Annotated in this window: 18 protein-coding genes, 1 tRNA gene and 2 pseudogenes; 9 read left to right on the forward strand and 12 right to left on the reverse strand. The window is 68.6% G+C overall.

Going from position 1 to position 25,410, the window contains the following annotated elements; translation table 11 throughout:
• The 4 genes and pseudogenes from B9G38_RS05555 to B9G38_RS05570 form a co-directional block, all read right to left on the reverse strand.
• On the reverse strand, positions 1 to 1,562 hold a 1,562-nt coding region (locus B9G38_RS05555), incomplete at its 3' end, for a prolyl oligopeptidase family serine peptidase (protein WP_086219750.1).
• A gap of 145 nt (positions 1,563 to 1,707) precedes the next feature.
• Positions 1,708 to 3,075, reverse strand: coding sequence for an MFS transporter (locus B9G38_RS05560; protein ID WP_086219751.1), 1,368 nt, complete (start codon positions 3,073 to 3,075; stop codon positions 1,708 to 1,710).
• 203 nt (positions 3,076 to 3,278) lie between these two features.
• Positions 3,279 to 6,164: an exodeoxyribonuclease V subunit beta gene (locus B9G38_RS05565; protein ID WP_086219752.1), complete on the reverse strand. Its 2,886-nt coding sequence runs from the start codon at positions 6,162 to 6,164 to the stop codon at positions 3,279 to 3,281.
• A pseudogene (locus B9G38_RS05570) lies at positions 6,161 to 8,742 on the reverse strand (PD-(D/E)XK nuclease family protein). The gene B9G38_RS05565 and the pseudogene B9G38_RS05570 overlap by 4 nt, the downstream one beginning before the upstream one ends.
• Positions 8,743 to 9,219: 477 nt before the next feature.
• On the opposite strand from B9G38_RS05570, the gene B9G38_RS05575 reads away from it, so the two are divergent.
• Positions 9,220 to 9,420: a hypothetical protein gene (locus B9G38_RS05575; RefSeq protein ID WP_086219754.1), complete on the forward strand. Its 201-nt coding sequence runs from the start codon at positions 9,220 to 9,222 to the stop codon at positions 9,418 to 9,420.
• A gap of 153 nt (positions 9,421 to 9,573) precedes the next feature.
• On the opposite strand, the gene B9G38_RS05580 is transcribed toward B9G38_RS05575, so the two are convergent.
• Positions 9,574 to 9,648 (reverse strand) — tRNA-Arg (locus tag B9G38_RS05580).
• 332 nt (positions 9,649 to 9,980) lie between these two features.
• Between B9G38_RS05580 and B9G38_RS05585 the strand changes: the two genes are divergently transcribed.
• Positions 9,981 to 10,580, forward strand: a complete 600-nt coding sequence (locus B9G38_RS05585; RefSeq protein ID WP_086219755.1) for a recombinase RecA — start codon at positions 9,981 to 9,983, stop codon at positions 10,578 to 10,580.
• 76 nt (positions 10,581 to 10,656) lie between these two features.
• Complete coding sequence (locus tag B9G38_RS05590) at positions 10,657 to 11,079, forward strand: CoA-binding protein (RefSeq protein ID WP_086219760.1); 423 nt, start codon at positions 10,657 to 10,659, stop codon at positions 11,077 to 11,079.
• 61 nt (positions 11,080 to 11,140) lie between these two features.
• Here B9G38_RS05590 and B9G38_RS05595 read toward each other — a convergent pair whose 3' ends face one another.
• A complete protein-coding gene (locus B9G38_RS05595; protein ID WP_086219756.1) occupies positions 11,141 to 12,121 on the reverse strand; it encodes a PLP-dependent cysteine synthase family protein in 981 nt (326 codons plus the stop codon).
• A gap of 155 nt (positions 12,122 to 12,276) precedes the next feature.
• Between B9G38_RS05595 and thrS the strand changes: the two genes are divergently transcribed.
• Positions 12,277 to 14,253: a threonine--tRNA ligase gene (thrS, locus tag B9G38_RS05600; RefSeq protein ID WP_176454974.1), complete on the forward strand. Its 1,977-nt coding sequence runs from the start codon at positions 12,277 to 12,279 to the stop codon at positions 14,251 to 14,253.
• A 9-nt stretch (positions 14,254 to 14,262) separates the two neighbouring features.
• On the opposite strand, the gene B9G38_RS05605 is transcribed toward thrS, so the two are convergent.
• Positions 14,263 to 15,783: an ATP-binding protein gene (locus tag B9G38_RS05605; RefSeq protein ID WP_049929673.1), complete on the reverse strand. Its 1,521-nt coding sequence runs from the start codon at positions 15,781 to 15,783 to the stop codon at positions 14,263 to 14,265.
• Between the two features lie 242 nt (positions 15,784 to 16,025).
• On the opposite strand from B9G38_RS05605, the gene B9G38_RS05610 reads away from it, so the two are divergent.
• The 3 genes from B9G38_RS05610 to B9G38_RS05620 all read left to right on the forward strand — a co-directional run bounded on the left by B9G38_RS05610 (position 16,026) and on the right by B9G38_RS05620 (position 19,210).
• Positions 16,026 to 17,192 (forward strand): alanine--glyoxylate aminotransferase family protein, encoded by a 1,167-nt coding sequence (locus tag B9G38_RS05610; protein ID WP_086219757.1) that lies wholly within the window; start codon positions 16,026 to 16,028, stop codon positions 17,190 to 17,192.
• 78 nt (positions 17,193 to 17,270) lie between these two features.
• Complete coding sequence (locus B9G38_RS05615) at positions 17,271 to 18,380, forward strand: guanosine monophosphate reductase (protein ID WP_049929675.1); 1,110 nt, start codon at positions 17,271 to 17,273, stop codon at positions 18,378 to 18,380.
• Between the two features lie 110 nt (positions 18,381 to 18,490).
• Complete coding sequence (locus B9G38_RS05620) at positions 18,491 to 19,210, forward strand: class I SAM-dependent methyltransferase (protein ID WP_049929676.1); 720 nt, start codon at positions 18,491 to 18,493, stop codon at positions 19,208 to 19,210.
• 38 nt (positions 19,211 to 19,248) lie between these two features.
• Here B9G38_RS05620 and B9G38_RS05625 read toward each other — a convergent pair whose 3' ends face one another.
• The 4 genes from B9G38_RS05625 to B9G38_RS18500 all read right to left on the reverse strand — a co-directional run bounded on the left by B9G38_RS05625 (position 19,249) and on the right by B9G38_RS18500 (position 22,074).
• Positions 19,249 to 20,541, reverse strand: coding sequence for an MFS transporter (locus tag B9G38_RS05625; RefSeq protein ID WP_086219758.1), 1,293 nt, complete (start codon positions 20,539 to 20,541; stop codon positions 19,249 to 19,251).
• Positions 20,542 to 20,630: 89 nt separating this feature from the next.
• On the reverse strand, positions 20,631 to 21,368 hold the full coding sequence (locus tag B9G38_RS05630) for an SDR family oxidoreductase (protein WP_086219761.1): 738 nt from the start codon (positions 21,366 to 21,368) through the stop codon (positions 20,631 to 20,633).
• 91 nt (positions 21,369 to 21,459) lie between these two features.
• On the reverse strand, positions 21,460 to 21,717 hold the full coding sequence (locus tag B9G38_RS18495; RefSeq protein ID WP_233127161.1) for a hypothetical protein: 258 nt from the start codon (positions 21,715 to 21,717) through the stop codon (positions 21,460 to 21,462).
• Positions 21,718 to 21,738: 21 nt separating this feature from the next.
• Complete coding sequence (locus tag B9G38_RS18500) at positions 21,739 to 22,074, reverse strand: hypothetical protein (protein ID WP_233127162.1); 336 nt, start codon at positions 22,072 to 22,074, stop codon at positions 21,739 to 21,741.
• A 706-nt stretch (positions 22,075 to 22,780) separates the two neighbouring features.
• On the opposite strand from B9G38_RS18500, the gene B9G38_RS05640 reads away from it, so the two are divergent.
• Both B9G38_RS05640 and B9G38_RS05645 read left to right on the forward strand, forming a co-directional pair.
• On the forward strand, positions 22,781 to 23,710 hold the full coding sequence (locus B9G38_RS05640; RefSeq protein WP_233127163.1) for a sensor histidine kinase KdpD: 930 nt from the start codon (positions 22,781 to 22,783) through the stop codon (positions 23,708 to 23,710).
• Between the two features lie 416 nt (positions 23,711 to 24,126).
• Entirely contained in the window at positions 24,127 to 25,149 is a 1,023-nt protein-coding gene (locus B9G38_RS05645) for a site-specific integrase (protein WP_086219759.1), read from the forward strand.
• A gap of 74 nt (positions 25,150 to 25,223) precedes the next feature.
• On the opposite strand, the pseudogene B9G38_RS05650 reads toward B9G38_RS05645, so the two are convergent.
• A pseudogene (locus tag B9G38_RS05650) lies at positions 25,224 to 25,410 on the reverse strand (IS701 family transposase); the annotation flags it as partial.

Genomic DNA, 25,410 nt, shown 5'->3' on the forward strand with positions numbered 1-25,410 from the left:
GCGGCGTACCGGGCGGCGTTGACGCAGTCGAGGACGTCGCGGACGCCCCACTCCCCCTTCAGCGACTCGCAGAAGGCGCGGCCGTACCCCGTCGACCCCCGGTAGTTCACTGTGAGCACCCCGACGCCGCGGGTCGTCCAGAACTGGACCGTCGACGACAGCGACGCCTCGGACCGACTCGTCGGCCCGCCGTGGACCCTGACGAGGAGCGGCGGCGCCGCGTCGGCCGGCGCTTCGACGTCGGGGTTGTGGGGCGGGTAGTAGTGGCCGTACGCGGTCGCGTCGTCGGCGCCGACCGCGTCGCCGGTCGGGAAGGCGATCGACTCCGGCTCCGAGACGTACGCGGCGTCGAGCGCGTCCTCCGTCGACTCGCGGAGCCGAGTTGCTCCGGTCCCCGCCGACCCCGGTCGCCACGCGACGACCGCGCTCGGCGCGTCCGTCCGGTGACCGGCGAAGACGACACGGTCGCCGTCGGACCGGACCGAGGCCGGACGGAAGGAGCTGTACGGGAGGCCCGGGTCGACGAGGTCGCCCGTCTCCGGATCGAGCAGGCGCAGGCTCGGGTCGCCGCCCTCGGTGACCAGCGTGGCGATCCGCCCGTCGCCGAGGAACGCGAACGTCGACACGCCGAGGGTCCACATCGGCACGCCGAACGCCGCCGGCATCTCGCGGAGGACCTCCGCGTCCGATGTCGTCGGGAGCGCGACGCCGGCTCTGCGCTCCCCCTCCTCGGTCCCGGACGCGACCGGGAACCGATAGAGGTTCCACCAGCCGGTGGGGTCGGCCGCCGCGTGGAGGACGCCGTCGGGCGACCACTTCGGCGAGACGACCGACTCGTCGGCGCCGCCCGCGACGACGCGCTCGTCGCGGATGTCGCCCGTCTCGTTGACCGCGCCGACGACGAGTTCGGTCCCATCCCACGGCATGTTCGGGTGATCCCACCGCAGGTACGCGATCCGGTCCCCGCCCGGGGCCGGCCGCGGCGCCGCGTAGAAGTCGTGCCCGTCCGCGACGACGACCGGGTCCGAGATGCCGGTCTCCGGAGCCGGGTCGGGTGACAGCGGGAAGCGGACCAGCTCGTTCCGGGGCTCCTCGTCGGTGCCGGGTCCGACGTGACGCTCGCGGACGGCACAGACCGTCTCCCCGTCCGGAGCTAGCCGCATGTCGGCGTAACGGTGGGCCATCGGCTCCGGCGGCTCCGGCGTGACCGGGGTCGGTTCCGCGTCGCCCCCGGCAGCGCTCCCGTCCGCGGGCAGTCGGTAGAGCCGCTGGTCGTCCATGCTCGCCGCGAGCACCGTCCCGTCCGCGACGAGCACGTCGCCGCCCCCGTACTGGTGGACGAGCGTGCGCACGTCGAGTTCCTCCGACGTCACTTCTGTCGGATCGGCGTCGCGGTCGTCGACCGGGGCGCGACAGACGACGCCGCGACCGCCCTCGGACGGGCGGCGTTCGATCCAGTAGACGTGGTCTCCGTCGGTCTCGACGGACGCGAACGACCTGACGTCGGCGGCGACGTCCTCCGGGGCGACCGGCGACGGCCACTCGCCGTACGGTGTCGGCATGGGATCGACGAGCGTCGCCGCTCCAATAAACCTACGCGAGCCGGCCACCCGAGCCACCGGGCGGGGTCCGGCGCCGGGGTCTGTGGTCGCCCGCACCGGGGTCGATGGCCGCCCGCGCCCGGTTCCCGATCCGGGGCGTCTCGCTTCACGCGTACGCCTCGAACTCCTTGCCGAACGCGAGGAAGTAGCCGGTGCCGACGAGCCCGACGACGGCCGCGACGGTGAACGCGACCTCGGGGCTGGCGAAGTCCCACAGGTACCCCCCGACCGCCGCGCTCGGGATCACGACCGTGTTCCGGACGAGGTAGTACGTCCCGGTGACGCGGCCGCCGGCCCCCTGCTCCGCCGGGCCGACGATGAGCGCCTTGTGCGACGGCAGGCCCGCGAACCGCAGCCCCGAGAACGCGAAAACGGCGATCATCACGGCCGACAGTGGCAGCGCCGACCCCGCGAGGGCCGGCGCGTAGATCAGTACGACCGGGAAGAGGGCGTACACCGCGAACCCGACCGCGACGACCGGCTTGAGGCCGATGCGCTCCGCGAGCCGCGAAGCGGGGACCATGATCAACAGCGCGACGAGCATCTCGACGCCGAGGAGGTAGCCGAAGAACGCCTGCGGCGAGAGGTCCACGTCGTACGCGAACCCGCCCAGCGCGACGGTCGCGTCGAGGCCGACTTGGAAGAACTGCGTGACGACGAGGACGAAGAACACGTACACCATCCCGTTCGCGAACCGGACGAGCGTGTCGCCGACGAGCAGCGGCCGGAGCGGCGCCGGCATCTCCCGCAGGTCGCGCCGGACCCGGTCGAGCCCCGCGAACGAGTCGCCGAAGGAGTCGCCGCTCGCGTCGTAGAGGACGTGCTGGACGAGCGTGCCGAGGACGCCGAAGGCGACCGCGACCGCGAGGACGAACTGGAAGCTGACGGTGAACTCCGCGCGGAGTCCGATGAGGACGGCGGCCAGCACGGGTCCGACGAGGAACGCCGTCCGCCGGAACGTCTCCGTGCTGGCGAACCCGGCGGCCAGTCGCGAGGGGTCGGTCGCCTGCTTCACGACGGCGAACGTCGCGCCGAGCCCGAACGACTTCCACGCCTGCGCGAGGACCAGTCCGACGAAGACCCAGACCCACGGCTCCACGATGAGTCCGCCCACCGCGATCGGGCCGACCCCGGGCGCGACCAGCCAGACGAGGAAGCCGAGCGTCGACAGCAGCCCGAAGAGGGTGAGCGCGTACCGCGAGCCGATACGGTCCGAGACGGCGCCGCCCGGGTACGGGTAGATCGCCGAGATAACGTTGCCGAACGTGCCGAAGAGCCCGACGACGAACCCGGACGCCCCGAGCGCGACCATGTACTCCGGGAGGTACCGGTTCGTCATCTGGAACCCCAAGCTGAACGCGAACATCGCGATCGACAGCACGAACACGTCGCGCTCCAGCGCGAAGAGTCGCCGAAACCCGTCCAGCGCCCCGGAATCCGCCTCTGCGTCCGCGTCGTCGCCGCCGGCGCTCACGGGGGCGCCCCCGGTGTTCCGGAGCGGTCGCGGTCGTCGACGCCGGCGCGGGTCGGTCCTGCCTCGGGGAGCGCCATACGCGTCGTCCGGTTCGCGTCGACAAAAATTCCACCCCGTCACGGAGCCGGCGCGAGACGGTCACTCACCTCGGGTGGCGCCGGCGAGGGAGCAAGTCGGGAGCGCCAGTCGGACCGGTCGGGGCCTCACCCGGACGGCGACTCGGTCGCTCGAACGAGCGCGCGCAGCTCCTCGACGGCGAGTGGCTCGACCCGCTCGCGCGTCCCATCGCTCGTGTAGAATAGGCTCGTTTCGACCGCTCTCTCGGCGAACCACTCGTCGAGGACGTGGTAGTAGACGCTGAGCTGCTTCCGGTACTCCGCCCGCGCGCGCCGCGTCGAGTCCGTCTTGTAATCGACGACCGCGACCCGGTCGTCGGTCACGTGAACGAGGTCCGCGATCCCCGAGACCGTGACGCGGCGGCCGTCGACCTCGAGCGGGAGCGTCACCGGCTCCTCGACGTACCGCTGGCCCGACAGCCCGTCGAGTAGGTCGACGACTCGCCGCTCGTGGTCGTTCGACGGCGTCACGTCGTCGCCGAGCGCGTACGCCTCCGCAAAGTCGTGGACCCGAGAGCCGAAGTCCATGCCGCGAGTCTCGGGCGCCGCCTCGGCGCCCGCCTCCGACCGCTCGTCCGCCGCCTCGAACACGGTCTCGTCCATCAGCGAGTGCGGGCTGTGACCGATCGGGCCGTCAGGCGCCGTCACCGAGAACGGCAGTTCCGCGTCGGCGGGCTCCTCGCGGTCGAGCGACTCGACCGCTGGTTCGATCTCTTCGACGGCGACGGGAAGCTCCTCGAGGAACGTGTTCGGGTCCTCGCCGGCCGCGAACACGACGTGGCTCTCCGCGCGCGTGACCGCGACGTAGAGCAGCCGGCGTTCCTCGTCGTACCCCCGCGGTAGGCAGCGCCGGATCACGTCGTGCCGCCAGTTGTCGTACACGTGCGGGTGGGCCCGCTCCGCCGAGTACACCTTCTGCTGTCGGAGCCCCACCGGGTCCCGGTACTCGATGACGCTCGATCCGCCGGCTCGAGGTGGGAAGCGCCCCGCGTTCATGTTCGCCATGACGACGATCGGATACTCCAACCCCTTCGCGGCGTGAATCGTCTGGACGGTCACCGCGTCGTCGCCCGCGGACGCGGCGACGTCGACCGTGCTGCCGGTCTCGACGCCGCGCTCCATAAACCGGATCAGCTCGCCGCGAGTCGCCGTCGTCGCGTCGTGGACCGACTGGACCGTGTGGAGGAGCACGTCCGCCGCGTCGCCCGCGAAGCCGTAGCGGTCGAGGACGCGGCGGGCGACCGCGCCGACCGACTCCAGATCGTGGAGCCCGTCGCGGAACGCCGCCGGGTCGTCAGGGTACGACCCCGTCTCCAGGAAGCGACCGATCTCGTCGAACGCGTACCCGGCCCGTTCGAGGACCACCGCCCAGCCGCGGTCGGCGTCGGTTTCGAGGATCCGAAGCCACGCGAGCAGCAGTTTCGCCGGATCCGTCCGGAACAGTTCGATCCCGCCGTCGTAGGCCATCGGGAAGTCGTACTCGTCGGCGGCGCCGAGGAGTTCCCGCCCGTAGTCCCGGGTCCGGGTGAACACCGCGATATCCCCGTACTCCGGCGGTCGCGGTTCGCCGTCCGCCCCCTCGACGGCGTAGTCGTCGTTGCCGACGATCGCCTGAACCTTCGAGAGGACCGCCTCGTGTTCGTCCTCGTGGCGGATTCCCTCGACGACCGTGTTGTCGAAGGGAGCGTTCGAGGAGAGCCCGACGACGTCGTCGGGGTCGACCGCGACGGTATCTCCGCTCGCAGCCGGCGCCGCGATCGCCCGCTCCGAGAGGTCGATGACCGACGCCGTCGACCGGTAGTTCTCCCGCAGTTCGATCCGGGTCGGGTCGGTCGCGTCGAACGGGACCCGGTCGGCGTCGTCGTTGAGTTCGGCGGCGAACCGCTCCAGCCGCGCTTCGAACTCGGTGACGTTGCGCACGTCCGCGTACTGGAACGAGTAGATGCTCTGCTTCCAGTCGCCGACGGCGCAGAAGTTCTCGGTCCCGGACAGAAGCAGCGCGAGCTTGAACTGGAGCTCACTCGTGTCCTGAAACTCGTCGACCATGACGTACTCGAACTGCGCCGCCTCGCGGGCGCGCTCGTCCTCGCAGAGGAGGACGAACGCGAACAGCTGGAGGAAGCTGAAGGATAGGTAGTTGCGGCGCAGCGCAAATCGCAGGTACTCGAAATACACGTCGCGGACGAACGCCTTGAGCCCGTCGCGGTCCTCGTCGAAGACCGCGCGCGCCACGTCGTCGTCGAGGCGCTTCGTCCCGCGGCCGCCGCGCAGCTCCGACTTCGACGGGGCGTCCGAGCGGTACGTCTTGTGGCGGCCGAAGTCGCTCAGGTCCTCGCGCAGCGCCGACTGTTTCCGGCCGTCGTTCCGGGGTCGGTTCGCCGCGTCGAACCGCGCTCTGAACGCCTCGAAGTCGCCGTCGAGGTATGATTCGCCGCCCCGATACCACCCGTCGGCAGTGGGGAAGGTCCCCTTCGACGCGAGCTCTCCGATCAGGTCGAGCAGCTCGCCCGGTTCGGCGAGCGCGCGGTAAAACGCCGCGTGTTCCGGGTGGTCGTCGCGGAAGCCGCCGAAGAACTCGCGGAACCGCTCGGCCTCGATCAGCTCGTCTTCGAGGATCCGCGTCGACCCCGTGATCCGCTCGTCGAGGCCGAGGTGTGTCGGCGCGGCGTACCCGTGCTCCTGAAGCAGTTCGTGGCAGTGCGAGTGGAACGTCCGGATCGGGGCGTCGGCCAGCTCCCGCAGGCCGTACGCGCTGTGGTCGACGATCCGCTCTCGCATCTCGGTCGCGGCGCTCCGCGTGAACGTCGCCAGCAGCACGTCGTCCGGTTCCACGTCCGGCCGGTCGACGATCCGTCCGTAGCGCCGGGTGACGGCGAACGTCTTCCCCGTCCCGGGACCGGCGTCGACCAGGTGCGTCCCCGCCGTGCTCTCGATGAGCTCCCGCTGGGCCTCGTTCGGCGTCGGCTCTCTCATCGGTCCCCCTCCAACAGCAGGTCGCGGTTGTCCACGCGCCGGTAGTTCGGCTCGCCGGCGAGCCCGTCGACCGGGAACCGCTCTTCGCCGGCGCGCCGGGCGTTGAGTTCGTCGAGGCGCTCGTCGACGAACGCCTCGAAGGCGTCGAGGTCCTCGCGGAAGAAGGCCCGCCTGCGGGCGCCGTTGAGCTCTCGGATCGCCTGGTCCGCGCCCTTCTCGGCGTCGACGGCCGCGGACGTTTCCGCGTCGACCGCGGCGGTGAACCGCTCGGCGAACTCGGAGTCGCGGAGTTCGCCCTTGTCGGTCGTCTCGGGGAACGTCAGCGGGGCCACAACCTGCTCGTAGGCCGAGTAGCCGAGGTCCTCGAACGTCTCCCGACAGTCGGTGTAGCCGTCGAGGAGCCGCTCGTACGCATCCCGGGAGCCGACGTACTCGTCGAAGGCGACCGGGTGGTAGGTGACCGTCGTGAGCGCGTCGCCGAGGTCGGCGTCGCCCGCGATCACGTCGGCCATCGGCTCGAGGAAGTGGAAGAACGTGAACTCCAGCCGCTCATTCGGACGGACCGACCGGTAGTACGTCAGGTACAGCGCCGCCTGGAAGTTCGGCGTGTCCGCCGGCGGGTCGACCGCCGCGTCGCCGACGACCTGTGCGGTGCGCTTCTTGCGTCCGCTCTTGTAATCGAGCAGCGCGGTCGGCGCCCGCACGAGGTCGATCTTCCCCTTCACGCCGAGGGCATCGTCCTCGAACCAGCGCTCGGTCAGCGGTGAGTCGACCGGCTCGTCGAAGTGTTCCGCGAAGAAATTGGTTCCCCACCTCGACGCCGCCGTGAGGAAGTCGTCCGACTCCGGCCCCTCCTCGTCGAGATACTCCGCGATCAGCTCCAGTCCGATGCGGTACTTCCGGCGGCGGAGGGGCTCGTCGGCGGCCGAGGCGAACGCCTCGGTCTCCGCGAGCATGGCGTCGACGAGGGCGTCGGTGTCGGCCGCGGCGACCGCCTCGGGGTGGTTCACGTAGAACTCCGCGAAGTCGTGGAAGAGGGTCCCCTCGACGAACCGTTCCCGATCCGGAGTGTCGAGGAGCCGCCCGAAGAGGTAGTCCCGGGGGCTGTTGACGTAGCTGTTCAGGGTCGACTGGCTGACCGTCCCGACCGTCTCGGGGTCCACTCCGGTCGGTTCACGGTCGAAGCCCGCGCCCGTCGACCGCGGTCGCGGCCGGTGTTCGACCGAGTCGAGGTCGCTGAACCGCTCGAACTCCTCGTCGAGGAGGTCGCCGAGGTACAGGCACGGAGTGACCGGCTCCCCGCCGGCCGCGTCCTGAACGAGGTAGTACCGTCGGTCGCCGCTCTGGAGCAGGCGCTGGAAGTCGCCGACGTAGCGCGCGAACTGGGTCTCGGTGTCCACCCACGGCCGCTGGGGCGCCGAGTGCGTCCACTCCTCTCCCATTCCGAGGTGGAAGACGACCGGGCGGTCGACGTACGCGGAGGACTTCGCGTCGGCGAGGAGGACGCCCTCGTTCTCCCTGTCGACGGGGACCTCGTAGGTCTGGAGGTAGTAGGCGAGCCGGTCGACCGCGCCGGCGGTCACTTGCGCGTCGGCGAGCCCCAGGTTCCGCAGCTCCTCGTCGAGCCGGTCCAGTTCGACGCCGGCCTCGGTCGCGTAGGCGTCGAGCGCCGCCGCGAACGTCCGGTCGCCGACGCCGTCGCGGAACGTCCGCAGCCACTCCGTGGCGGGGTGGTCGACGGCCGCCAACCGCCGCTCCCGGTCCGCGGTCGGGACGTCCATCCCCAGTTGTGCGAGGATCGGGGCGGCGTCGCCGACGGTCGCGTCGCTCCCCCGGAAACAGAGCCGGAGGAGCCGGACGAATGTCCGGTGGTGCGGGTCGTCCGCGAACCCCGGCCCGCCGTAGAAGGGGATGCCCGCGGCCTCGAACGCGGACTCGACGAGCGAGGAGTACTTCCCGCCGCCGTCGAGGACGACGGCGACGCGGTCCGCATTGTGCGTCGTGATCGTATCGCGGAGCGCGGCGACGATGTCGGTCGCCGACTCGAAGACGTGGAAGGGCGGGGGATCGAACGCCTCCCCGCTGAAGAGGTCGACGCGATCGAACGCCTCCGGGAGGACGCCGCGCTCCAGTTCGGTCAGCTGGTCGTACCCGACGACGGCGACGGACCCCCCGTCGTCGATCGCGTACTCCGTGAGCCGCTTCGAGGTCGTTCGCAGCGTCCGCATGACTTCGACGACCTCGCGGGTCGCGTCGTCGACGTAGGCGTCGTACTCTAAGACCGCGCCGAGCCGGCCGGTGTGTTCCCAACACTGGAGGACGTTCCCGACGGCGTACGCGACCGCCTTCCAGTCGTGGTCGGTCTGTCGGACGATCTCGAGGAACGCCCGGCGGTCCTCCGCCTGCTCGCGGCGACCGGCCGCGAGGCGGCGCGGCGTGGTCGCGAACGTTCCGAAGTGCGGGCGGTCGAGGCGGCGGTTGATCGCGCTCGCGAGCGGGGCGTCGGGGGTCACGACGAGGTCGTAGTCCCGGACCTCCGCGTAGAGCGACGCCGGTCTTTCGCGCTCCGAATAGGCACGACTATCGGGAGCCGGACGAGTCACAAAAAGATAGCGGGGACGCCGATCGGTTCGCCGAGTCCGGAAGCATCCGGAGGCGCCGTTGTGCGACGTATTCGACTCCGATCAGACGATCGATCGACGGCTTCCGAAGCTTGAGGACGCGGGGCTCGTGGACCGCTACGACCCGCAGGGGGACAGTCGTATCACGATCGCGGTCGAGTCTCCCTCATTGGCGAACGCGACGAGAGCACCTCGAAGCCGACTGAGTCCGGTTCCCGTCGCTACTCGACACCGACTCGCGAGCGGCGTCGGCCGAAATTGTGAGTCTCGTGTGCGCTCCGCACCGTCTCTAGTAACCGGCAACCGATCGGAACGGTAAGCGAGTGACGCCAGTGTTATAAAACGCAAGGAGAATACCCGCGCCTTTAGTACCTAGGAGAAGTTCTGTAACTACTTCCCGTAAATATTACTGTAAGAAGCGCCAGTAGTAGATTATGCCTCCTGAAGGGTATACGACAGTCACAATCAGCGATGAGTTGGCTGAGAAGCTCGCACGGATTATGACCCGTCACGATCGCTCCAGCTACGCTGAAGCGATCGAATATGCGGTTGATACAACCCTTGTTCAAGAAGACGAAATCACTGTACAGGAGTTGATTCAGTTGCTTGCTCAACGAGCAGAAGAACTGAACTGATTCGTTTTACAGTACAAATTACGGTATCTATCTTCAAAACTTCTGCTAAGTACTATAGGCGCGGGATGAATCCGACAAGCTCTCCACACCGACCATTTGATCCGAGACTCTACAGTAGAATTAGGACTAGTTCGGCAACGGACCGCGAGTGAGTGGGCGCTACAGGATTTGAACCCGTGGCAACTTGGTCCGAAGCCAAGCACTCTGTCCAAACTGAGCTAAGCGCCCTCACGTCGGCTTACTTCCGAGAGCGTGTTAAGTCCCGCGATTCGAAACCGGCGCCGCGCAGTCCGTCGGTTCCGGCCCGGCGTCGCCGATCGGTCGATTCGCCTGCGTGATAGATTTCCACGGTCCGGCGGCGTTCGGCCCCCCACTGGCGGCCGAATTCGCCGTCCGATCGGGTCCACGGCCCGATCGAGACGCGCCGTCGCGTCGCAGGGGCCGATCAAAAAGAATATTATTCGGAGCGGGCATGTTCAGGTAGTAGATGTGTCTTGGTCGCACGGCCTCGCGGCCGAACGAGTGGATCGCGCCGACGTCGCCGCCCCCGAGGTGCGTCCATGTATGAGCTGACGCCGCATTTCGACGCCGAGGTCGATCCCGGGACCAACATTCTGTTGACCGGCCCGCCGCTCAGCGGGAAGCGGTCGATAATGATGGACGTCCTCGCCGCAGGGACCGATCGCGACGAGGGCGCCATCGTCGTCACCACCAAGGACGGCGCCGATCGGGTGCTCCGCGACTACGAGGAGCGGACGCCCTACGAGGGGAAGCCCGTCGCGGTCGTCGACTGCGTCACCCGCCAGCAGGGGGGCGAGACCCGCGAGTCCGACCGTATCAAGTACGCCTCCTCGCCGGTAGACATGACCGGGATCGGGATCAAGCTCTCCGAGTTCCTCCAGGCGTTCGGCGACCGCGGTATCGATCAGAACCGCGTGATGGTCCACTCGCTGTCGACGCTGCTGATGTACTCGGACCTCCAGACGGTGTTCCGGTTCCTCCACGTGTTCACGGGCCGCGTCCAGAGCGTCGACGGACTGGGACTGTACAGCATCGACTCGACCGCCCACGACGACCAGGCGATGAACACGCTCAAACAGCTGTTCGACGGCATCGTCACCGTCCCCGAGGACGGCGACCCCGAGATCCGACTCCCCTGACCGGGAGCCGACGACCACGCTTCTCTTCACAGCGGCTAGGGATCCGTTTAATCGCATGGCGATCGAATCGTCGACCATGCCCGTCACGGACGACGCCGGACTCGACCGCCTGCTCGACGCCGAGACGATCGCCGTCGTCGGCTGTTCGACGACGCCCGGGAAGGCCGCGCACGACGTGCCCGCGTATCTTCAGGACCGGCGGTACCGCGTGATCCCGGTGAATCCGTTCGCGGACGAGGTGCTCGGCGAACCGGCGTACGACGCGGTCGGCGACGTGGAAGAAGAGATCGACATCGTTGACGTGTTCCGGCCGAGCGAGGAGGTCCCGGAGATCGCCGAGGCCGTCCGCGAGCGACACGCGTCGCGCGGCGACGCCGGGACGCTGTGGCTCCAACTCGGGATCAGCCACGACGAGGCGGCCGCGGCCGCGGAGGAGGACGGAATCGACGTCGTTCAGGACCGCTGTCTCAAGGTCGAACACGGTCGACTGCGCGGATAACGGACCGGGCGGCGGCCGCGGTACCGGCCGGTGTCTGGGCGGCGTCGCGCCGCTCCGCCACCTACCCCTCCCACTCCTCGAAGGACCGGTAGACGCCCTTCGAGAGGTAGCGCTCGGAGGAGTCGGGGAAGACGGTGACGACCGCGTCGTGCGGGGCGTCTATCTTGCCGTCGCGGATCTCCCGCGCGACCCGCTTCGCCGCGATCGCGTTCGCGGCCGACGAGGAGGCGACGAGGTGGCCCTCCTCGCTCGCGAGCCGGCCCATCTCCTCGTGGACGTCGCGGTCGTCTATCGCTTGGATCTCGTCGACGAGGTCCGGGTCGAACAGCTCGTTGCGTCCGGTGTCGTGGGTGCCGATCCCCTCGGTCTTGTACGCCTCGTGGTCGACGTCCTCGCCGAGGAACTCGCGGTACGCGGAGCCGGCCGGCTCGACCGCGACGACGTGGGTGTCCGGGTCGGCCTCGCGGAAGTAGCGGGCGATCCCCATCAGCGTCCCGCCCGTGCCGCAGCCGGCGACGACCGCGCCGACCTCGCCGTCGAGGGCCTCGTCGATCTCGGGGGCGGTCGTCTCGTAGTGTGCCTCGGCGTTGAGCGGGTTCGAGAACTGTTGGGGGACGACCGCGTCGTCGAGCTCCGCCGCGATCTCGTGGGCGCGGTCGATCGCGAGCCCCATCCCGTCCTCGCTCGGCGTGTTCACCACCTCGGCGCCGAGCGCGCGCATGAGCTGCTGTTTCTCCACCGAGAAGCGCTCGGGAACGACGAAGACGGCGTTTAACCCCAGCTGCTTGGCGGCGACCGCGAGCCCGATCCCGGTGTTGCCGGCGGTCGGCTCGACCACGGTGCCGCCCTCGCCGAGGTCGCCCCGCTCCAGCATGCGTTCGAGCATGTACCTCCCGATGCGGTCCTTGATGCTCGCTCCAGGGTTGAACGACTCCAGCTTGGCGTACACCGGCACCGCGGTCGGCGCGTCGTGGACCTCGACGAGCGGCGTCTCCCCGATCGCCTCCAACACCGACGACAGGGGCTCCCGATGACTGGTCATAGGGCGGCAAACGTTGCCGGGTGATTTGTGTGTTGCCATCGCTCGCTCCCGATCCGGGGCTCCAGAGCGGCGGCGTGACTTGCCGGGATCTGGCGGCGAGCGGCGAACGATGTCCGGTCGACCGTGACGCTCGGCGCCGCGGATCGAACACACTTATGCCGGTCGTCCGGTTCCGACACTGTATGAGCGAGACCGATGCGGAGGCCGAGGTGACGGTCGTCCTGCCGGACGGATCAGAACTCACCGTTCCGGCGGGCTCGACAGTCGAGGACGTCGCCTTCGAGATCGGCCCCGGGCTCGGTCGCGACACCGTCGCGGGGAAGATCGACGGCGAACTCGTCGAGAAGCACGCGGCGGTCCACGACGGCGCGCGGATCGAGATCGTCACCGACCAGTCCGACGAGTACCTCACGGTGTTGCGCCATTCCGCGGCCCACGTGTTCGCGCAGGCGCTCCAGCGGCTCCACCCGGAGGCGACGCTGACGATCGGCCCGCCGACCGACGACGGCTTCTACTACGACGTGACCGACGTGGACGTCGACGAGGACGACCTGGCCGCCGTCGAGGCGGAGATGGACGAGATAATCGCCGCCGACTACGACATCGAGCGCGAGGTCCGCTCGCGCGAGGAGGCGAAAGAGATCTACGCCGACAACGAGTACAAACGCCAGATACTCGACGAGGAGGCCGACGGCGAGGAGGTCACCTTCTACGTCCAGGACGACTGGCAGGACCTCTGTCAGGGCCCGCACGTCGAGTCGACCGGCGAGATCGGCGCGGCGACGCTGCTCGAGGTGTCGGCCGCCTACTGGCGCGGCGACGAGGAGAACGACACGCTGACGCGCGTGTACGGCACCGCGTTCGCGAGCGAGTCCGACCTCGAAGAGTACCTCGAACTCCGCGAGGAGGCCCAAGAGCGCGACCACCGAAAGATCGGGCAGGAGATGAACCTCTTCTCGATCCCGACGGTGACCGGCCCCGGCCTGCCGCTGTACCACCCGCCGGGGAAGACGGTGCTGCGCGAGCTGTCCGACTTCGCGAACGAGCTCAACCGCGAGAAGGGGTACGAGGAGGTCGAGACGCCGCACGTGTTCCGGACGGAGCTGTGGAAGCAGTCCGGCCACTACGAGAACTACAAGGACGACATGTTCCTCCTCGACGTGAACGACGAGGAGTACGGCCTGAAGCCGATGAACTGCCCGGGCCACGCGACGATCTTCGACCAGCAGAACTGGTCGTACCGCGACCTCCCCCAGCGCTACTTCGAGAACGGGAAGGTGTACCGGAAAGAGCAGCGCGGCGAGCTGTCGGGCCTCTCGCGCGTCTGGTCGTTCACCATCGACGACGGCCACCTGTTCGTCCGCCCCGACCAGATCCGGCAGGAGATCGAGTCGGTGATCGAGATGATCTTCGAGGTCGTGGAGACGCTCGATCTGGAGGTCGAGGTCGCCTTAGCGACCCGCCCCGACAAGTCCGTCGGCGGCGACGAGATCTGGGAGTCCGCCGAGGAGCAGCTCCGCGACGTGCTCGAATCGGGCGGCTACGACTACGACATTGAGCCCGGCGACGGCGCGTTCTACGGCCCGAAGATCGACTTCGGCTTCGAGGACGCCCTCGGCCGCGTCTGGGACGGTCCGACCGTCCAGCTCGACTTCAACATGCCCGACCGGTTCGACCTGACCTACACGGGCGAGGACAACGAGGAGCACCAGCCGGTGATGATCCACCGGGCGCTGTACGGGAGCTACGAGCGGTTCTTCATGGTGCTGATCGAGCACTTCGACGGGAACTTCCCGCTGTGGCTCGCGCCGGAGCAGGTTCGGATCCTCCCCGTCTCCGACGAGACGCTGGGCTACGCCCACCGCGTGAAGAACGAGCTGGAAGACGCGGGCTTCCGCGTCGAGGTCGAGGACCGCGACTGGACCGTCGGCCGCAAGATCCGCGCGGGCCACGACGACCGCCTCCCGTACATGGTCATCGTCGGCGACGACGAGCAGGAGGCGGGCACGGTCTCGGTGCGCGACCGCTTCGAGAACCAGCGCGGCGACGTCGACCTCGACACGTTCGTCGACCACCTCGTCGACGAGCGCGCGGAGAAGCGGACGGAGCCGGACTTCGTCGACGCCGAGTGACCGAACGGCTCAGGCGGCCTCGACGCCGGTGATCTCGAACCGGGCGCCGTCCGCCTCGGACGCCGTCACTCGCACCGCCCAGCCGTGCGCGTCGGCGATCTCGGCGACGATGTTCAGCCCGAACCCCGTCCCGTCCGTCGTCGTCGTGTAGCCGGTCTCGAACACCTGGTCCCGCTCCGCTTCGGGGATCCCTTCTCCGTCGTCGGCCACGTAGAACCCGGCGCCGTCCGCGAGCGGTCCGACGGTGACCGTCACGTCCTCGCCGCCGTGTTCCACGGCGTTCCGGAACAGGTTCTCGAACAGCTGTCGCAGCCGCGCCTCGTCGGCGAGGACTTCAGAGTCGTCGAGCGCGACGCGGAGCGTCCCGCCCCGACTGTCGCTCGTCTTCCACGCGTCGGTCGCGAGCGCCGCGAGGTCGACCGGGTCCGGGTCCTCGACGTCGCTCCCCTCGCGCGCGAGCGCCAGCAGGTCGTCGATGAGCGTCTCCATCCGTGAGAGCGACCGCTCGATCGGGGCGATGTGGTCGCTGTCGGACTCCTCCGCGAGGAGGTCCAGCCGACCCCGGGCGGCCGTGAGCGGGTTCCGGAGGTCGTGGCTCACGACGCTGGCGAACTCGTCGAGCCGGTCGCGTTCGCGTTCGAGCTGCTCCGCCGCGTGCTGTCGCTCCAGCTCGTAGCTCACCCACCGCGTCAGCAGTTCGACGAACGTCCGCTGCGTGTCCGTGAACGGCTCGCCGCGCGGCGTGGTCGCGGCGAAGCAGAGCGTCCCGTACTGCTCGCCGTCGATCTCGACCTGTCCGCCGATGTACGTCTCGAGGCCGAACGTCTCGTAGGCCGAGTCGTCGTTCCACCCGTTCTCGGAGGCGTCGACGACTGTCAACAGCCGGTCGCGCTCGATGGTCCGCTTACAGTACGCCTCGTCGAGGGGGCAGGTCTCGCCGGCCTGTAGCAGCGGGTGTTCCGCGTGCGATATCTCGACGTGCTGGGTGCCGTCCTCGATCCGGGTGAGGAAGCCGTTCGGCACGTCGAGGTACTCGCAGCCGAGCGTCAGTATCGCCTCGACCTTCTCCTCGAAGGTGCGGTCCTGGTCCGAGGAGACCGCGTAGAGGCGCTGGATGGCCCGGAGGCTCTCCCGCTGGCGCCGCTCTAGGTCGCGTCGCTCGGTGATGTCCCGGAGGTACACCGAGAGCCCCTCGTCGGAGGGGAACACGCGCACGTCGAACCAGACGCCCAGCGGTTCGTAGTACGAGTCGAACGAGACGGACTCTTGGACGTCCATGGCGTGGTGGTACCGCTCGTAGAACTCCGTCCCGGTCGAATTCGGGATCGAGTCCCACAGGTGACACCCCACAACCGTCTCGCTCGGATCGACCGCGTCGTCGCGCATCGCGGCCCGCAGGATCCGCCGTCCCTCCTCGTTGGCGTACGTGACCCTCCAGTCCGCGTCGAGGGCGAAGAACCCGTCGGCCATCCGGTCGATGACGGTCTGGAGGTCCTGGTCTGCGCTCGATTCGCCCGCGCGGTCGCTCATGTCGCGTCATACGCGTCACGGGGATTTAGGTACCGGTGGTCACCGCCCCGGACCACCGAGCGTCTGCGCGGGTCGACGGAGTTCGATCGGCCGGGCGCCCGCTCGCGGTGCGGCGACTTCGATCGGCCGGGCACCCGCTCGCGGCGCAGCGATAGCGGCCGGCCGTCGTCGTCGGCCGTCACTGCGTCGGCGAGCCCGCGCGTTCCGTCGGGTTTTTGTCACCGCTGGCTGGACTCAAGCGCATGTCAGAGCGATACGCCGAACGCGGCGTCGACGAGAAAGCGCCCGACGTGGGGGAGCTGACGCCGCCGGACCGCACGCTGATGGGCCCCGGTCCGAGCGACGTCCACCCGCGCGTCCTCAAGGCGATGAGCACGCCGCTCGTCGGCCATCTCGACCCGTCGTTCGTCGAGATCATGGACGAGGTCCAGGAGCTGTTGCGCTACACGTTCCGGACCGACAACCAGTGGACGATCCCGGTCTCCGGGACCGGGTCGGCGTCGATGGAGGCCGCCATCGGCAACCTCGTCGAGCCGGGCGACACGATGCTGGTACCGACGAACGGCTACTTCGGCGGCCGGATGAAGTCGATGGCCGAGCGCGCGGGCGGCGAGGTCGTCGAGGTGGACGCTCCGTGGGGCGAGCCCCTCGACCCCGTCGACGTCGAGCGCGCCTTCAACGAACACCAGCCGGACGTGTTCGGGTTCGTCCACGCGGAGACGTCGACGGGCGTCCGCCAGCCGAACGTCTCCGAATTGACCGACATCGCGCACGCTCACGACGCGTTCGTGATCGCGGACTGCGTCACCTCGCTCGGCGGCGTCGAGATGCGCGTCGACGAGTGGGGCGTCGACGCCGCCTACTCCGGCCCGCAGAAGTGCCTCTCGTGTCCGCCGGGGGCGAGCCCACTCACGCTCAACGACCGCGCGATGGACAAGGTGCTCGACCGCGAGGAGCCGGCCCGCTCGTGGTACCTCGACCTCTCGCTGTTGGAGGGGTACTGGGGCGACGAGCGCGCGTACCACCACACCGCGCCGATCACGAACGTGTACGCGCTCCGCGAGGCGCTCCGCCTCGTCGCCGAGGAGGGGATCGAAGAGCGGTGGACGCGTCACCGCGAGGTCGCCGGCGACCTGAAGGTAGGGCTCCGCGATCTGGGCCTCGAAATGAACGCTCCCGACGAGTACTGGCTCCCAAGTCTGAACGCGGTCCGGGTGCCCGACGGGGTCGACGACGCCGCCGTCATCGACCGCCTGCTCGACGAGTACGACCTGGAGATCGCCTCCGGGCTCGGGGACCTGGAGGGCGACATCTGGCGCATCGGCTGTATGGGGCACTCTGCCCGCCCGAAGAACGTCGAGTACGTCCTCGCGGCGCTCGAGGGCGCCCTGGCCGAGCAGGGGTACTGACGCGTCGCGGCAGCGCGACCGCGACCGCTCCGGCTATCGAGAGGTTTTTCACCGTCCGTCCCCCGTCCCGCTAAGGGTATGAACGATCTACGAACCGGGCTGAGCTACGGGGACGTGCTGCTCGTCCCGCAGCGGTCGCCCGTCGACAGCCGGAGCGACGTGGACCTGTCGACGCGGTTCACGCCGAACGTCGAACTGGAGACCCCGCTGGTCTCGGCGGCGATGGACACCGTCACGGAGGCCGAACTGGCGATCGAGCTCTCGCGGGCCGGCGGGCTCGGCGTCCTCCACCGCTTCCTCACCGTCGACGAGCAGTCGGCGCAGGTCGAGCGGGTGGCCGCGGCCGGCGAGCGGGTCGCGGCCGCGGTCGGCATCAACGAGGACCACCTCGCTCGCAGCGCCGCGCTGGTCGACGCTGGCGTGGACGCGATCGTCGTCGACGTCGCGCACGGCCACCTCGACCGGACGATCGCGGCCGTCGAGGAGATCGCTGCGGAGTTCCCGGAGACGGACCTCGTCGCCGGCAACGTCGCCACGCCGGCGGGCGTCGAGGACCTCGCGGCGGCCGGGGCCGACTGCGTGAAGGTCGGCATCGGGCCGGGTTCGCACTGTACGACGCGGAAGGTCGCCGGGGCCGGCGTCCCACAGCTCACCGCGGTCGACGACTGCGCGACCGCGGCCGCGGACCTCGACGTGACGATCTGCGCCGACGGCGGCATTCGGACCTCCGGCGACGCGGCGAAGGCGCTGATGGCGGGGGCCGACACGGTGATGCTCGGGAGCCTCTTCGCCGGGACGGCGGAGGCCCCGGGGGCGGTCGTCGAGGTCGACGGGACGCGGTACAAGCGGTCGCGCGGGATGGCGACGACCGCCGCCGCCGAGGACCGGGACGACAAAGGCGCGAACGTGGGCGCCGACGAGGGCGTCGAGGCGCTGACGCCCTTCAAGGGCCCGGTGGGGACGGTCGCCGAGGAGTTCTGCCAGGGGATTCGTTCGGGCCTCTCGTACTGCGGCGGGCACACGCTCGAAGGCGCCCGGGAGCGCGCCGAGTTCATGCGCGTCGCCCCCGGCGCGAAGGAGCGCGAGGGGTTCCACACCGACGACGACTGGGAGGGGATCAGCGTGGACAGCGAGACGAAGCGGGTCGCCGACTCGACCGGCGGGTCGGCCGCCGAGGGCGACGACTGAACGGTCAACTGCGTCCGGTCCCGTCGCCGGCGGACACGAGGTGCGACCCGGTGCGTCACTGCGTGACGATATCACGGACCGCTTTTCACCGTGAGCGGACAGTCCGGCGTATGGCCGACGCCTTCGGACGCGCGCTCCGCGACCACAACCGTGGCGACCGGACGGAGCCGCTCTACCAGGGAGACGGCGAGGCGGTCCGCGAACATCCGATCGAGGCGTTCTATTTCACCGAGTTCGACCCCGACGACGAGGCGGGGTCGTGGCTAGCGTCCCGACTGGAGTGCCCGCTGGTCGACCTCGGCGCCGGCGCTGGCCGCCACGCGCTGCGGTTTCAGGAGCGGTTCGAGACGGTGGCCGTCGAAGCCAGCCCGGCGCTCGTCGAGACAATGCGGGACCGCGGCGTCGCCGACGCGAGGGAGGGCGACATGTTCGCCCTCCGCGAGTCGTTCGAGCGCGACCGATTCGCGTCGGCGCTCGCGATCGGGACGCAGATCGGGCTGGCGGGGTCGATGCGCGGGCTCTCGGCGTTCCTCAGCGACCTCGCGTTCGTGACGACGCCCGACGCGACCGCGGTGGTCGACTGCTACGATCCCGAGCACTCCGAGGCGGCAGACCTGTTCGGCTACCGCGCGGACCCGACGCCGGGGCTCGCGCACCGCCTCATGTGGTTCCGGTACGACGGGGAGACGGACCCGACGCTCCACTTCCGGCTGTTCTCGCCGGACCGACTCCGCGAGGCCGCCGTTGGGACCGACTGGGTCGTGGACGCGGTCGACCGCGAGGGCTCCGGCGACGGCCCGCACTACCGCGCCGCGCTGCGGAAGCGGTAAGCGGACGTGGCCGCTCGGTGTGCGGGCCGCACGCGGTCCTACCACGTCGTCAGCGCCGCGCGACCGTGGTCCCGCGCGAGGATCGCGAGGAACGCGAGGACGCCGGTGACCGCGAACGCGCCGCCGACGTAGAAGACGGACGCCATGCTCACCTCGACCATGAGCCAGCCGGCGATGAGAGGGCCGGCCACCGACCCCGGCCGCCACACCAGCTCTCGGATGCCGAAACTGGAGGCGACGCCGCCGTCGTCGGTCCCCTCGTCGGCGAACAGCGCCATGCTGGCCGGCTCCCGGAACGAGTCGGCGACGCCGAGGAGTCCCGAGAGGCCGACGAGCGGGAGGTACGCCGGCGGGAGCGCGCCCAGTACGGGGACCGTGACGCCGCTACCGAGGGCGGCACCGATCGGCGCCGAGAACGGGATCGCCATCGCGATCACCCCGTAGGCTCCGCCGCCGCCGAACACGAACAGCGACCGCCCGTAGGCGTCTGAGAGCCGACCCGTGAACAGTTGCCCGACCATGTTGGTCGCCTTCTCGGCGGTGACCGTCACCGCCACCGCGGTCGCGCCGACCGCGAGCCCCCCGCCGCCGACCGCCGTCCCCGCGTAGATGGGAACCCACGTCCGGACCATCGTCACCGCGAAGGCGTACTGCGCCCGGAACGTCGATATCGTCAGGAGCTTGCGGTTGACCGCGAGGTCGGTGAAGGGGAACCCCTCGATCCGCGTCGGGTCGTCGTCGAGCACGCCCCACGTGACGAGCCACGCGGCCACCATCAGCGCCGTGATGACCCCGAAGACGGGCCCGAAGCCGACGGCGTCGTAGATGGCGCCCGCGCCGAGCGAGCCGAGTATCGAGGCGGCGAACGAGGCGGCGTTCGCCTTCCCGATCTTGTCTGCCCGGGTGCCCGCTTCGGCGATCTGGCCGACGAGCGAGAGCGTCATCAGCCCCGCGCCGGTGACGACGAACCCCTGAAGCGCGCGCACGGCGACGAACGTGGCCGAGGAGTCGACCAGCGGGAACAGCGCGTACACGCCCGCACCGGCCACGAGAACGGCGAGGAGGACGCGCCGCTTGTCGAACCGGTCGCCGGCCCACGCGAGCGGGACCACCGCAGCCGTCTGCGCGAGCGTGAACCCGGTGGTGTACATCCCGATGACGAAGCCGGCCGAGACCGTGACGCCCAACACGGTGACCGCCTGCGGGTCCAAGGCGTTGATGTACGTCGGCAGAAGCGTCAGCAACGTGATGAAGCCGAACCCCTCCGCGAACCGAGTGAGGTACAGCGCCCAGAACTGCGATCGCTTCGGTCCGTCCGTCGCGTTGCTCACACGCGTCCGCCGTCCGGTGATTCAAAAGGGGTTACGGTTCGAAGGCCGGGGCCCGACGCTCGACGGCTCGTCCGCCCGGACCGGGGCGGCTACAGCGCGTCGGCGAACTTGTCGCGCCGGAAGAGGTCGATCTCCTGGGCCGTCGAGCCGGGCCGCGACGCGGCGAAGGCAATCGCCTCAGCCACCTCCTCGGGCTCGGTGACGCTCCCGGGCTCGAACCGCTCCTCGAACGGCTCGCCGTCCTCGCTCCCGAACTCCGTCCGGACCTCCGAGGGGTTGACCACGGAGACGGCCACGCCCTCGTCGCCGACCTGCGCCGCGACGCTGTGCGCGAACCCGCGGACCCACCACTTCGTCGCGGCGTACACGGGGTTGAACGACCGCGGGTACTCCCCGGCGAAGCTGCCGACCGCGATCAGGCTCCCCTCGCTCTCCGTGAGGTGCGGGAGCGCCGCGCGCGTGAGGAAGAACGCGCCGTCGACGTTCGTCTCCTGCATCACCGAGTACTCCTTGTCGGTCATCGTCGCCACGTCGCTCCCGCGGGCGACGCCCGCGTTGACGACGGCCACGTCGAGGTCGCCGAACTCGTCGACCGCGGCCTCGACCGCCGCTTGCGAGGTCGCCGGGTCGCGCACGTCGCCGTCCGCGACCACGGCCTCGACGCCGTGCTCGGACCGCACGTCGTCCGCGACCGATTCGAGCGCCTCGCGCCGCCGCGCCACGAGGACGACGTTCGCCCCGCGCTCGGCGAGCGCGTGCGCCGTCGCCTCACCGATTCCCGAACTCGCTCCCGTTATCACCGCCGCCGCGTCGTCGAGACTCGACATGTACGCAGCGTCGTCGTCGGCGAAGCACATAAATCACCCACGCCGGGGCGAGCGGCGCAGGGGCGGTTGAGCGAACTGCTCGCCGACCGCCTCAGCGGTTGGAGGAGGTGACGCGTCGGTGGTTCGCGCCCGCCCGCATGTCCACGTGGCCGCAGCGCTCGCACCGCCACACGTACGCGCCGGTCTTCACCGCCGCCCGTTCGCCGTCGACCCGTTCGGTCCAGTCGCTCCCGCACCGGGCGCACTCGTCGGGGCGGTACTTGCTCTCGACGGATTCCTCCTCGGCGACGCCGTCGCCGTCGCCGACCGCGATCCCCTCGGCGACGGCGCGAACGTCCTCGCCGCTCATCCGTCGTCGCAGCCGAGTCAACTACTCCTGGAAGCGCTCGGTCCGGCCGACAAGTCGGTCGTACCGGCCGTCGTCCGTCGGATCGCCGCCGTCCCGCCACTCGTACGCCGAGATAAGCACGGTGGTCCGGTAGTACTGGTCCAAGAGCAGGTGGTAGTCGGCCCGGCGGAACAGCGTCTCGACGGTGTCGACGAGGTCCGCCTCGAACACCGGGCGTTCGATGTCGCGGCCGTACGGCGCCTCCGCGTCCGGGGCCGACCGCTCCCTGACGCAGAGCACGCGACAGAGCGACGCCTCCGACCGCGACCGTTCCAGTATCTCCTCGGCCGCCCCGTCGCCGAGCGACTCGTCCGGCACGAGGACCGCGACCCCGCCGTCGAACGCCTCGGCGAACTGGGCGGTCGTCAGCCCTCGGCGGGGGCGTACTCGTCGAGCCAGAGCCCGGAGAGGTCGGCCCGGGTCTTGTTCGCCTCGCAGACGACGACCGACGAGGCGAGAAGCGCCACGGGAATCACCCACCGCGGGCCGCTCGGCGCGACCGCCCGACCGGCCGCGGCGTGGCGTCACTCATCGCGCTCCGTCGGCGCGGCGCTCGACTCGCGCATCGACTCGGAGAGCCGCCTCGGCTCGACGGAGAACGGGTGGACGGTCATGAGGTCCTCGACGAGCGATACGGCCGTCTCGACCGACCGCTCCGCGCGCCGGAGGTCAGCCTCGATGAAATGACGTTATATTGATTATTTCTGGGTGTTTCGTCGAACACAGCGCGGGTAGCCGGGATAATCTGTTCGGTCGCTGCCGTGCTGAATGCCCGGATAAGTGCGCCACATGGGCTCGTTTCGACCCTCGATCACGGCCTCGACCGGCGCTCGGAGCGCCGAGGGCTCTCGTACATATCGAAATTATTTAAATATCGCATACTGGAATACATCCGAAAATGGCTCCCGACACTCAGATGAATCCCGTCGTTATCGTGGGGGCGGCGATCATCGTCGTAACAGGGGTGATGAGTGTGCTCGTGGACGTCGACTTTGGGATACTCGCACTCCAGGCCGCGGTTCCGATGCCCATCGGAGTCGGATTGGTGTCGTACGGGCGGCTCCGATCGGACGGGGTCGCCGCGACGAGCCAGCGGACGGTGTTGAAATGGACTGTCACCGGATTTCTCGCGTTCGTGATTCTCGGAGCCTGGTTCGGGGAGATGGCCTCCCGAGCGGACTCGTCGATCCTGCTCTCGATGACCGGATCGCTGAGCGTCGGCGCGGCGCTCGGCACGGTCATCGGCGTGTACGCGGCGCGGCTTCGTCGTACGAACGAGGAGCTCGCGGAGACGGTCTCCGAACTCGAACGGGCGAACGAGCGCCTGACGATGCGGAACGAGCAGCTGGATCAGTTCGTCGACGTCGCCAGTCACGACCTCCGAAACCCGGTGAACGTCGCGAAAGGGCGGAGCGAACTCGCCCGCAGGGAGTCCGACAGCGAACACCTCGAAACGGCGGACGCCGCCCTCACTCGCATGGAGGCCCTGATCACCGACCTCGTCTCGTTGACGAAGGCGGGCGACCGGATCGACGAAGTCGCCCCCGCGAATCTCGAAGCGGTCAGCCGGTCGGCGTGGGGGAGCGTCGACACGGGCGACGCGTCGCTGCGCGTCGAGACAGAGATAGCCATTTCCGCCGATGAGAGCCGATTGCGACAGATCTTGGAAAACCTGTTCCGCAACTCGGTCGAACACGGCGGCGAGGACGTGACCGTGCGGGTCGGAGCCATTCCGAACGGGTTCTACGTCGAAGACACCGGCGCGGGGATTCGAGACGACCTTCGCGACCGACTGTTCGAAGACGGAGTCACCACGGGCGAAGGGGGCGCGGGCCTCGGACTGACCATCGTCAAGCAGATCGCCACCGCTCACGGGTGGGAGATAGGCGTCGAGCAGAGCGCCGAGGGCGGCGCTCGCTTCGCGTTCACGGGCGTTGAGTTCCCAGACGGGTGAGGAGTGTCACACGCAGTCTGACTCCGGCCACCCCGCGGGCCGGAATCGAGTGCCGGTCCTGTGGCGCTCGATCCCTCGTCCGTTTGTCCGTGCGGTCCGCCAGGAGTCCCGTCGACGGGCAGAGCCGTCCGTTCAACGTTCGTATCAACCGTCTCGGCACGACTCTTCCCCCTCGGCTAGTTCTCCGAGCCGTCGGCCACCTCGATGGCGCCGATCTGCCGTTCTACCCCGTTCGTGACTCCGCCTTTCGAGACGGCGGCACAACGCGGGAACTCGTCAGTAGACGGTGGACCGTTATGAGAAGCGGGCCGGGCGCGATTTGAACGCCTCACGCCGTGTACGTGCCGTACACGGGCGCTCGGCAAGTAATGGATACTGGGGAATCGCTGTTGGTGAGCTGAGCGCGAGGCCCACCAATGACAACCGATCTCAAGCCGATCGACCCGCAGGAAGCAAAGGAGTGGTATCTCGAAAACCGTCGTGGCGAATTGGCGGATGCGACCTACAAGGCGCACAAGTATCGACTCTCTCCTTTCGTTGAGTGGTGCGATACCGAAGGAGACGTGAGCAACATGAACGACCTAAGCGGTCGGCACTTCCACCAGTACAAGAAGTGGCGACGGGAGAAGGGCGACTGTAACAAGGTCACGATGGCGACGCAACTGAGTACGCTCAAGGTCTTCATCGACTTCTGCGAAAGTATTGACGCCGTCCGTCCCGGTCTATCCGATTACATCGATCCGCCGACGATGAAGAACAAGGAGGACGTGAACGACGACTACGTCGATGCGGAAACTGCTCAGGCGATTATCGAGCATCAACGGAACTTCAACTACTCCCAACGCGAACACGTCATCTTCGAGCTACTGTGGCACACAGGGATGCGAAACGGTGCGCTTCGGGCTATCGACCTCAAGGACTACGACAAGGATGAGCGTACTCTCGAAGTACACCACCGTCCGGATCAGGGAACCCCGCTAAAGAACGGGAAAGAGGGCCAACGTGTTGTCTCTCTCAAGCCGAAGGTCAACCAGATCGTGCGGGATTACATCGACCATCACCGATTCGGTAAAACGGACGATTCTGGACGCGAACCGCTACTGACGACTCGCCAAGGTCGTATCTCCAAAACATCCATCCGGAGTAACTGTTATCGGGCTACTCGTCCTTGCGAGTATGGGCTTAACTGTCCCCACGACAGAAACCCCGACGACTGCGAGGCCGCAAGTTCCTATCACGCGGCCTCAAAGTGTCCGTCCTCTCACGCATCACACTCGTTGAGGAAAGGGGCAAGCACGCACGCACGAAGGAGCGAAGTCCCGATCGAAGCGGTATCAGAGCGGATGGATGTGAGTGCGGACGTGCTGAAGAAGCACTACGACAAGCGTACGAAGAAGCAGGAAATGAAGAACCGACGAGGGTACTTCGATAACATCTGATACGAAGTGTATGCGGACATTAACAGTTATTATCGTACAGAGGCTCTGTTGGAAGCATTTTATCTAGATATAACTCAGCTTTGAACGTTAGCGTCGGCTGTTGAGTGAACGAAGAGGTGATCAATCTCTTCCATCAGGTCGTCGACGCTACGATCATCGTTGTCTCGAACCCACGAGAGAAGGTTGTAAACGGCTTCTTTCAGCGAGTGTTCGAGGTTCGCTCGAAGCGATGACGCTTTCGAGCGAACCGTCCCCAAGGCG

It is taken from the genome of Halorubrum sp. SD612, from assembly GCF_002135005.1.

Excerpts from the sequence above, each read along its gene's own strand:
- B9G38_RS05565 (WP_086219752.1), bottom strand. The coding sequence starts at position 6,164 with ATGAGAGAGCCGACGCCGAACGAGGCCCAGCGGGAGCTCATCGAGAGC.
- B9G38_RS05575 (WP_086219754.1), top strand. The coding sequence starts at position 9,220 with ATGCCTCCTGAAGGGTATACGACAGTCACAATCAGCGATGAGTTGGCT.
- B9G38_RS05585 (WP_086219755.1), top strand. The coding sequence starts at position 9,981 with ATGTATGAGCTGACGCCGCATTTCGACGCCGAGGTCGATCCCGGGACC.
- B9G38_RS05590 (WP_086219760.1), top strand. The coding sequence starts at position 10,657 with ATGCCCGTCACGGACGACGCCGGACTCGACCGCCTGCTCGACGCCGAG.
- B9G38_RS05595 (WP_086219756.1), bottom strand. The coding sequence starts at position 12,121 with ATGACCAGTCATCGGGAGCCCCTGTCGTCGGTGTTGGAGGCGATCGGG.
- thrS (WP_176454974.1), top strand. The coding sequence starts at position 12,277 with ATGCCGGTCGTCCGGTTCCGACACTGTATGAGCGAGACCGATGCGGAG.
- B9G38_RS05605 (WP_049929673.1), bottom strand. The coding sequence starts at position 15,783 with ATGAGCGACCGCGCGGGCGAATCGAGCGCAGACCAGGACCTCCAGACC.
- B9G38_RS05610 (WP_086219757.1), top strand. The coding sequence starts at position 16,026 with ATGTCAGAGCGATACGCCGAACGCGGCGTCGACGAGAAAGCGCCCGAC.
- B9G38_RS05615 (WP_049929675.1), top strand. The coding sequence starts at position 17,271 with ATGAACGATCTACGAACCGGGCTGAGCTACGGGGACGTGCTGCTCGTC.
- B9G38_RS05620 (WP_049929676.1), top strand. The coding sequence starts at position 18,491 with ATGGCCGACGCCTTCGGACGCGCGCTCCGCGACCACAACCGTGGCGAC.
- B9G38_RS05630 (WP_086219761.1), bottom strand. The coding sequence starts at position 21,368 with ATGTCGAGTCTCGACGACGCGGCGGCGGTGATAACGGGAGCGAGTTCG.
- B9G38_RS18495 (WP_233127161.1), bottom strand. The coding sequence starts at position 21,717 with ATGAGCGGCGAGGACGTTCGCGCCGTCGCCGAGGGGATCGCGGTCGGC.
- B9G38_RS05640 (WP_233127163.1), top strand. The coding sequence starts at position 22,781 with ATGCCCATCGGAGTCGGATTGGTGTCGTACGGGCGGCTCCGATCGGAC.
- B9G38_RS05645 (WP_086219759.1), top strand. The coding sequence starts at position 24,127 with ATGACAACCGATCTCAAGCCGATCGACCCGCAGGAAGCAAAGGAGTGG.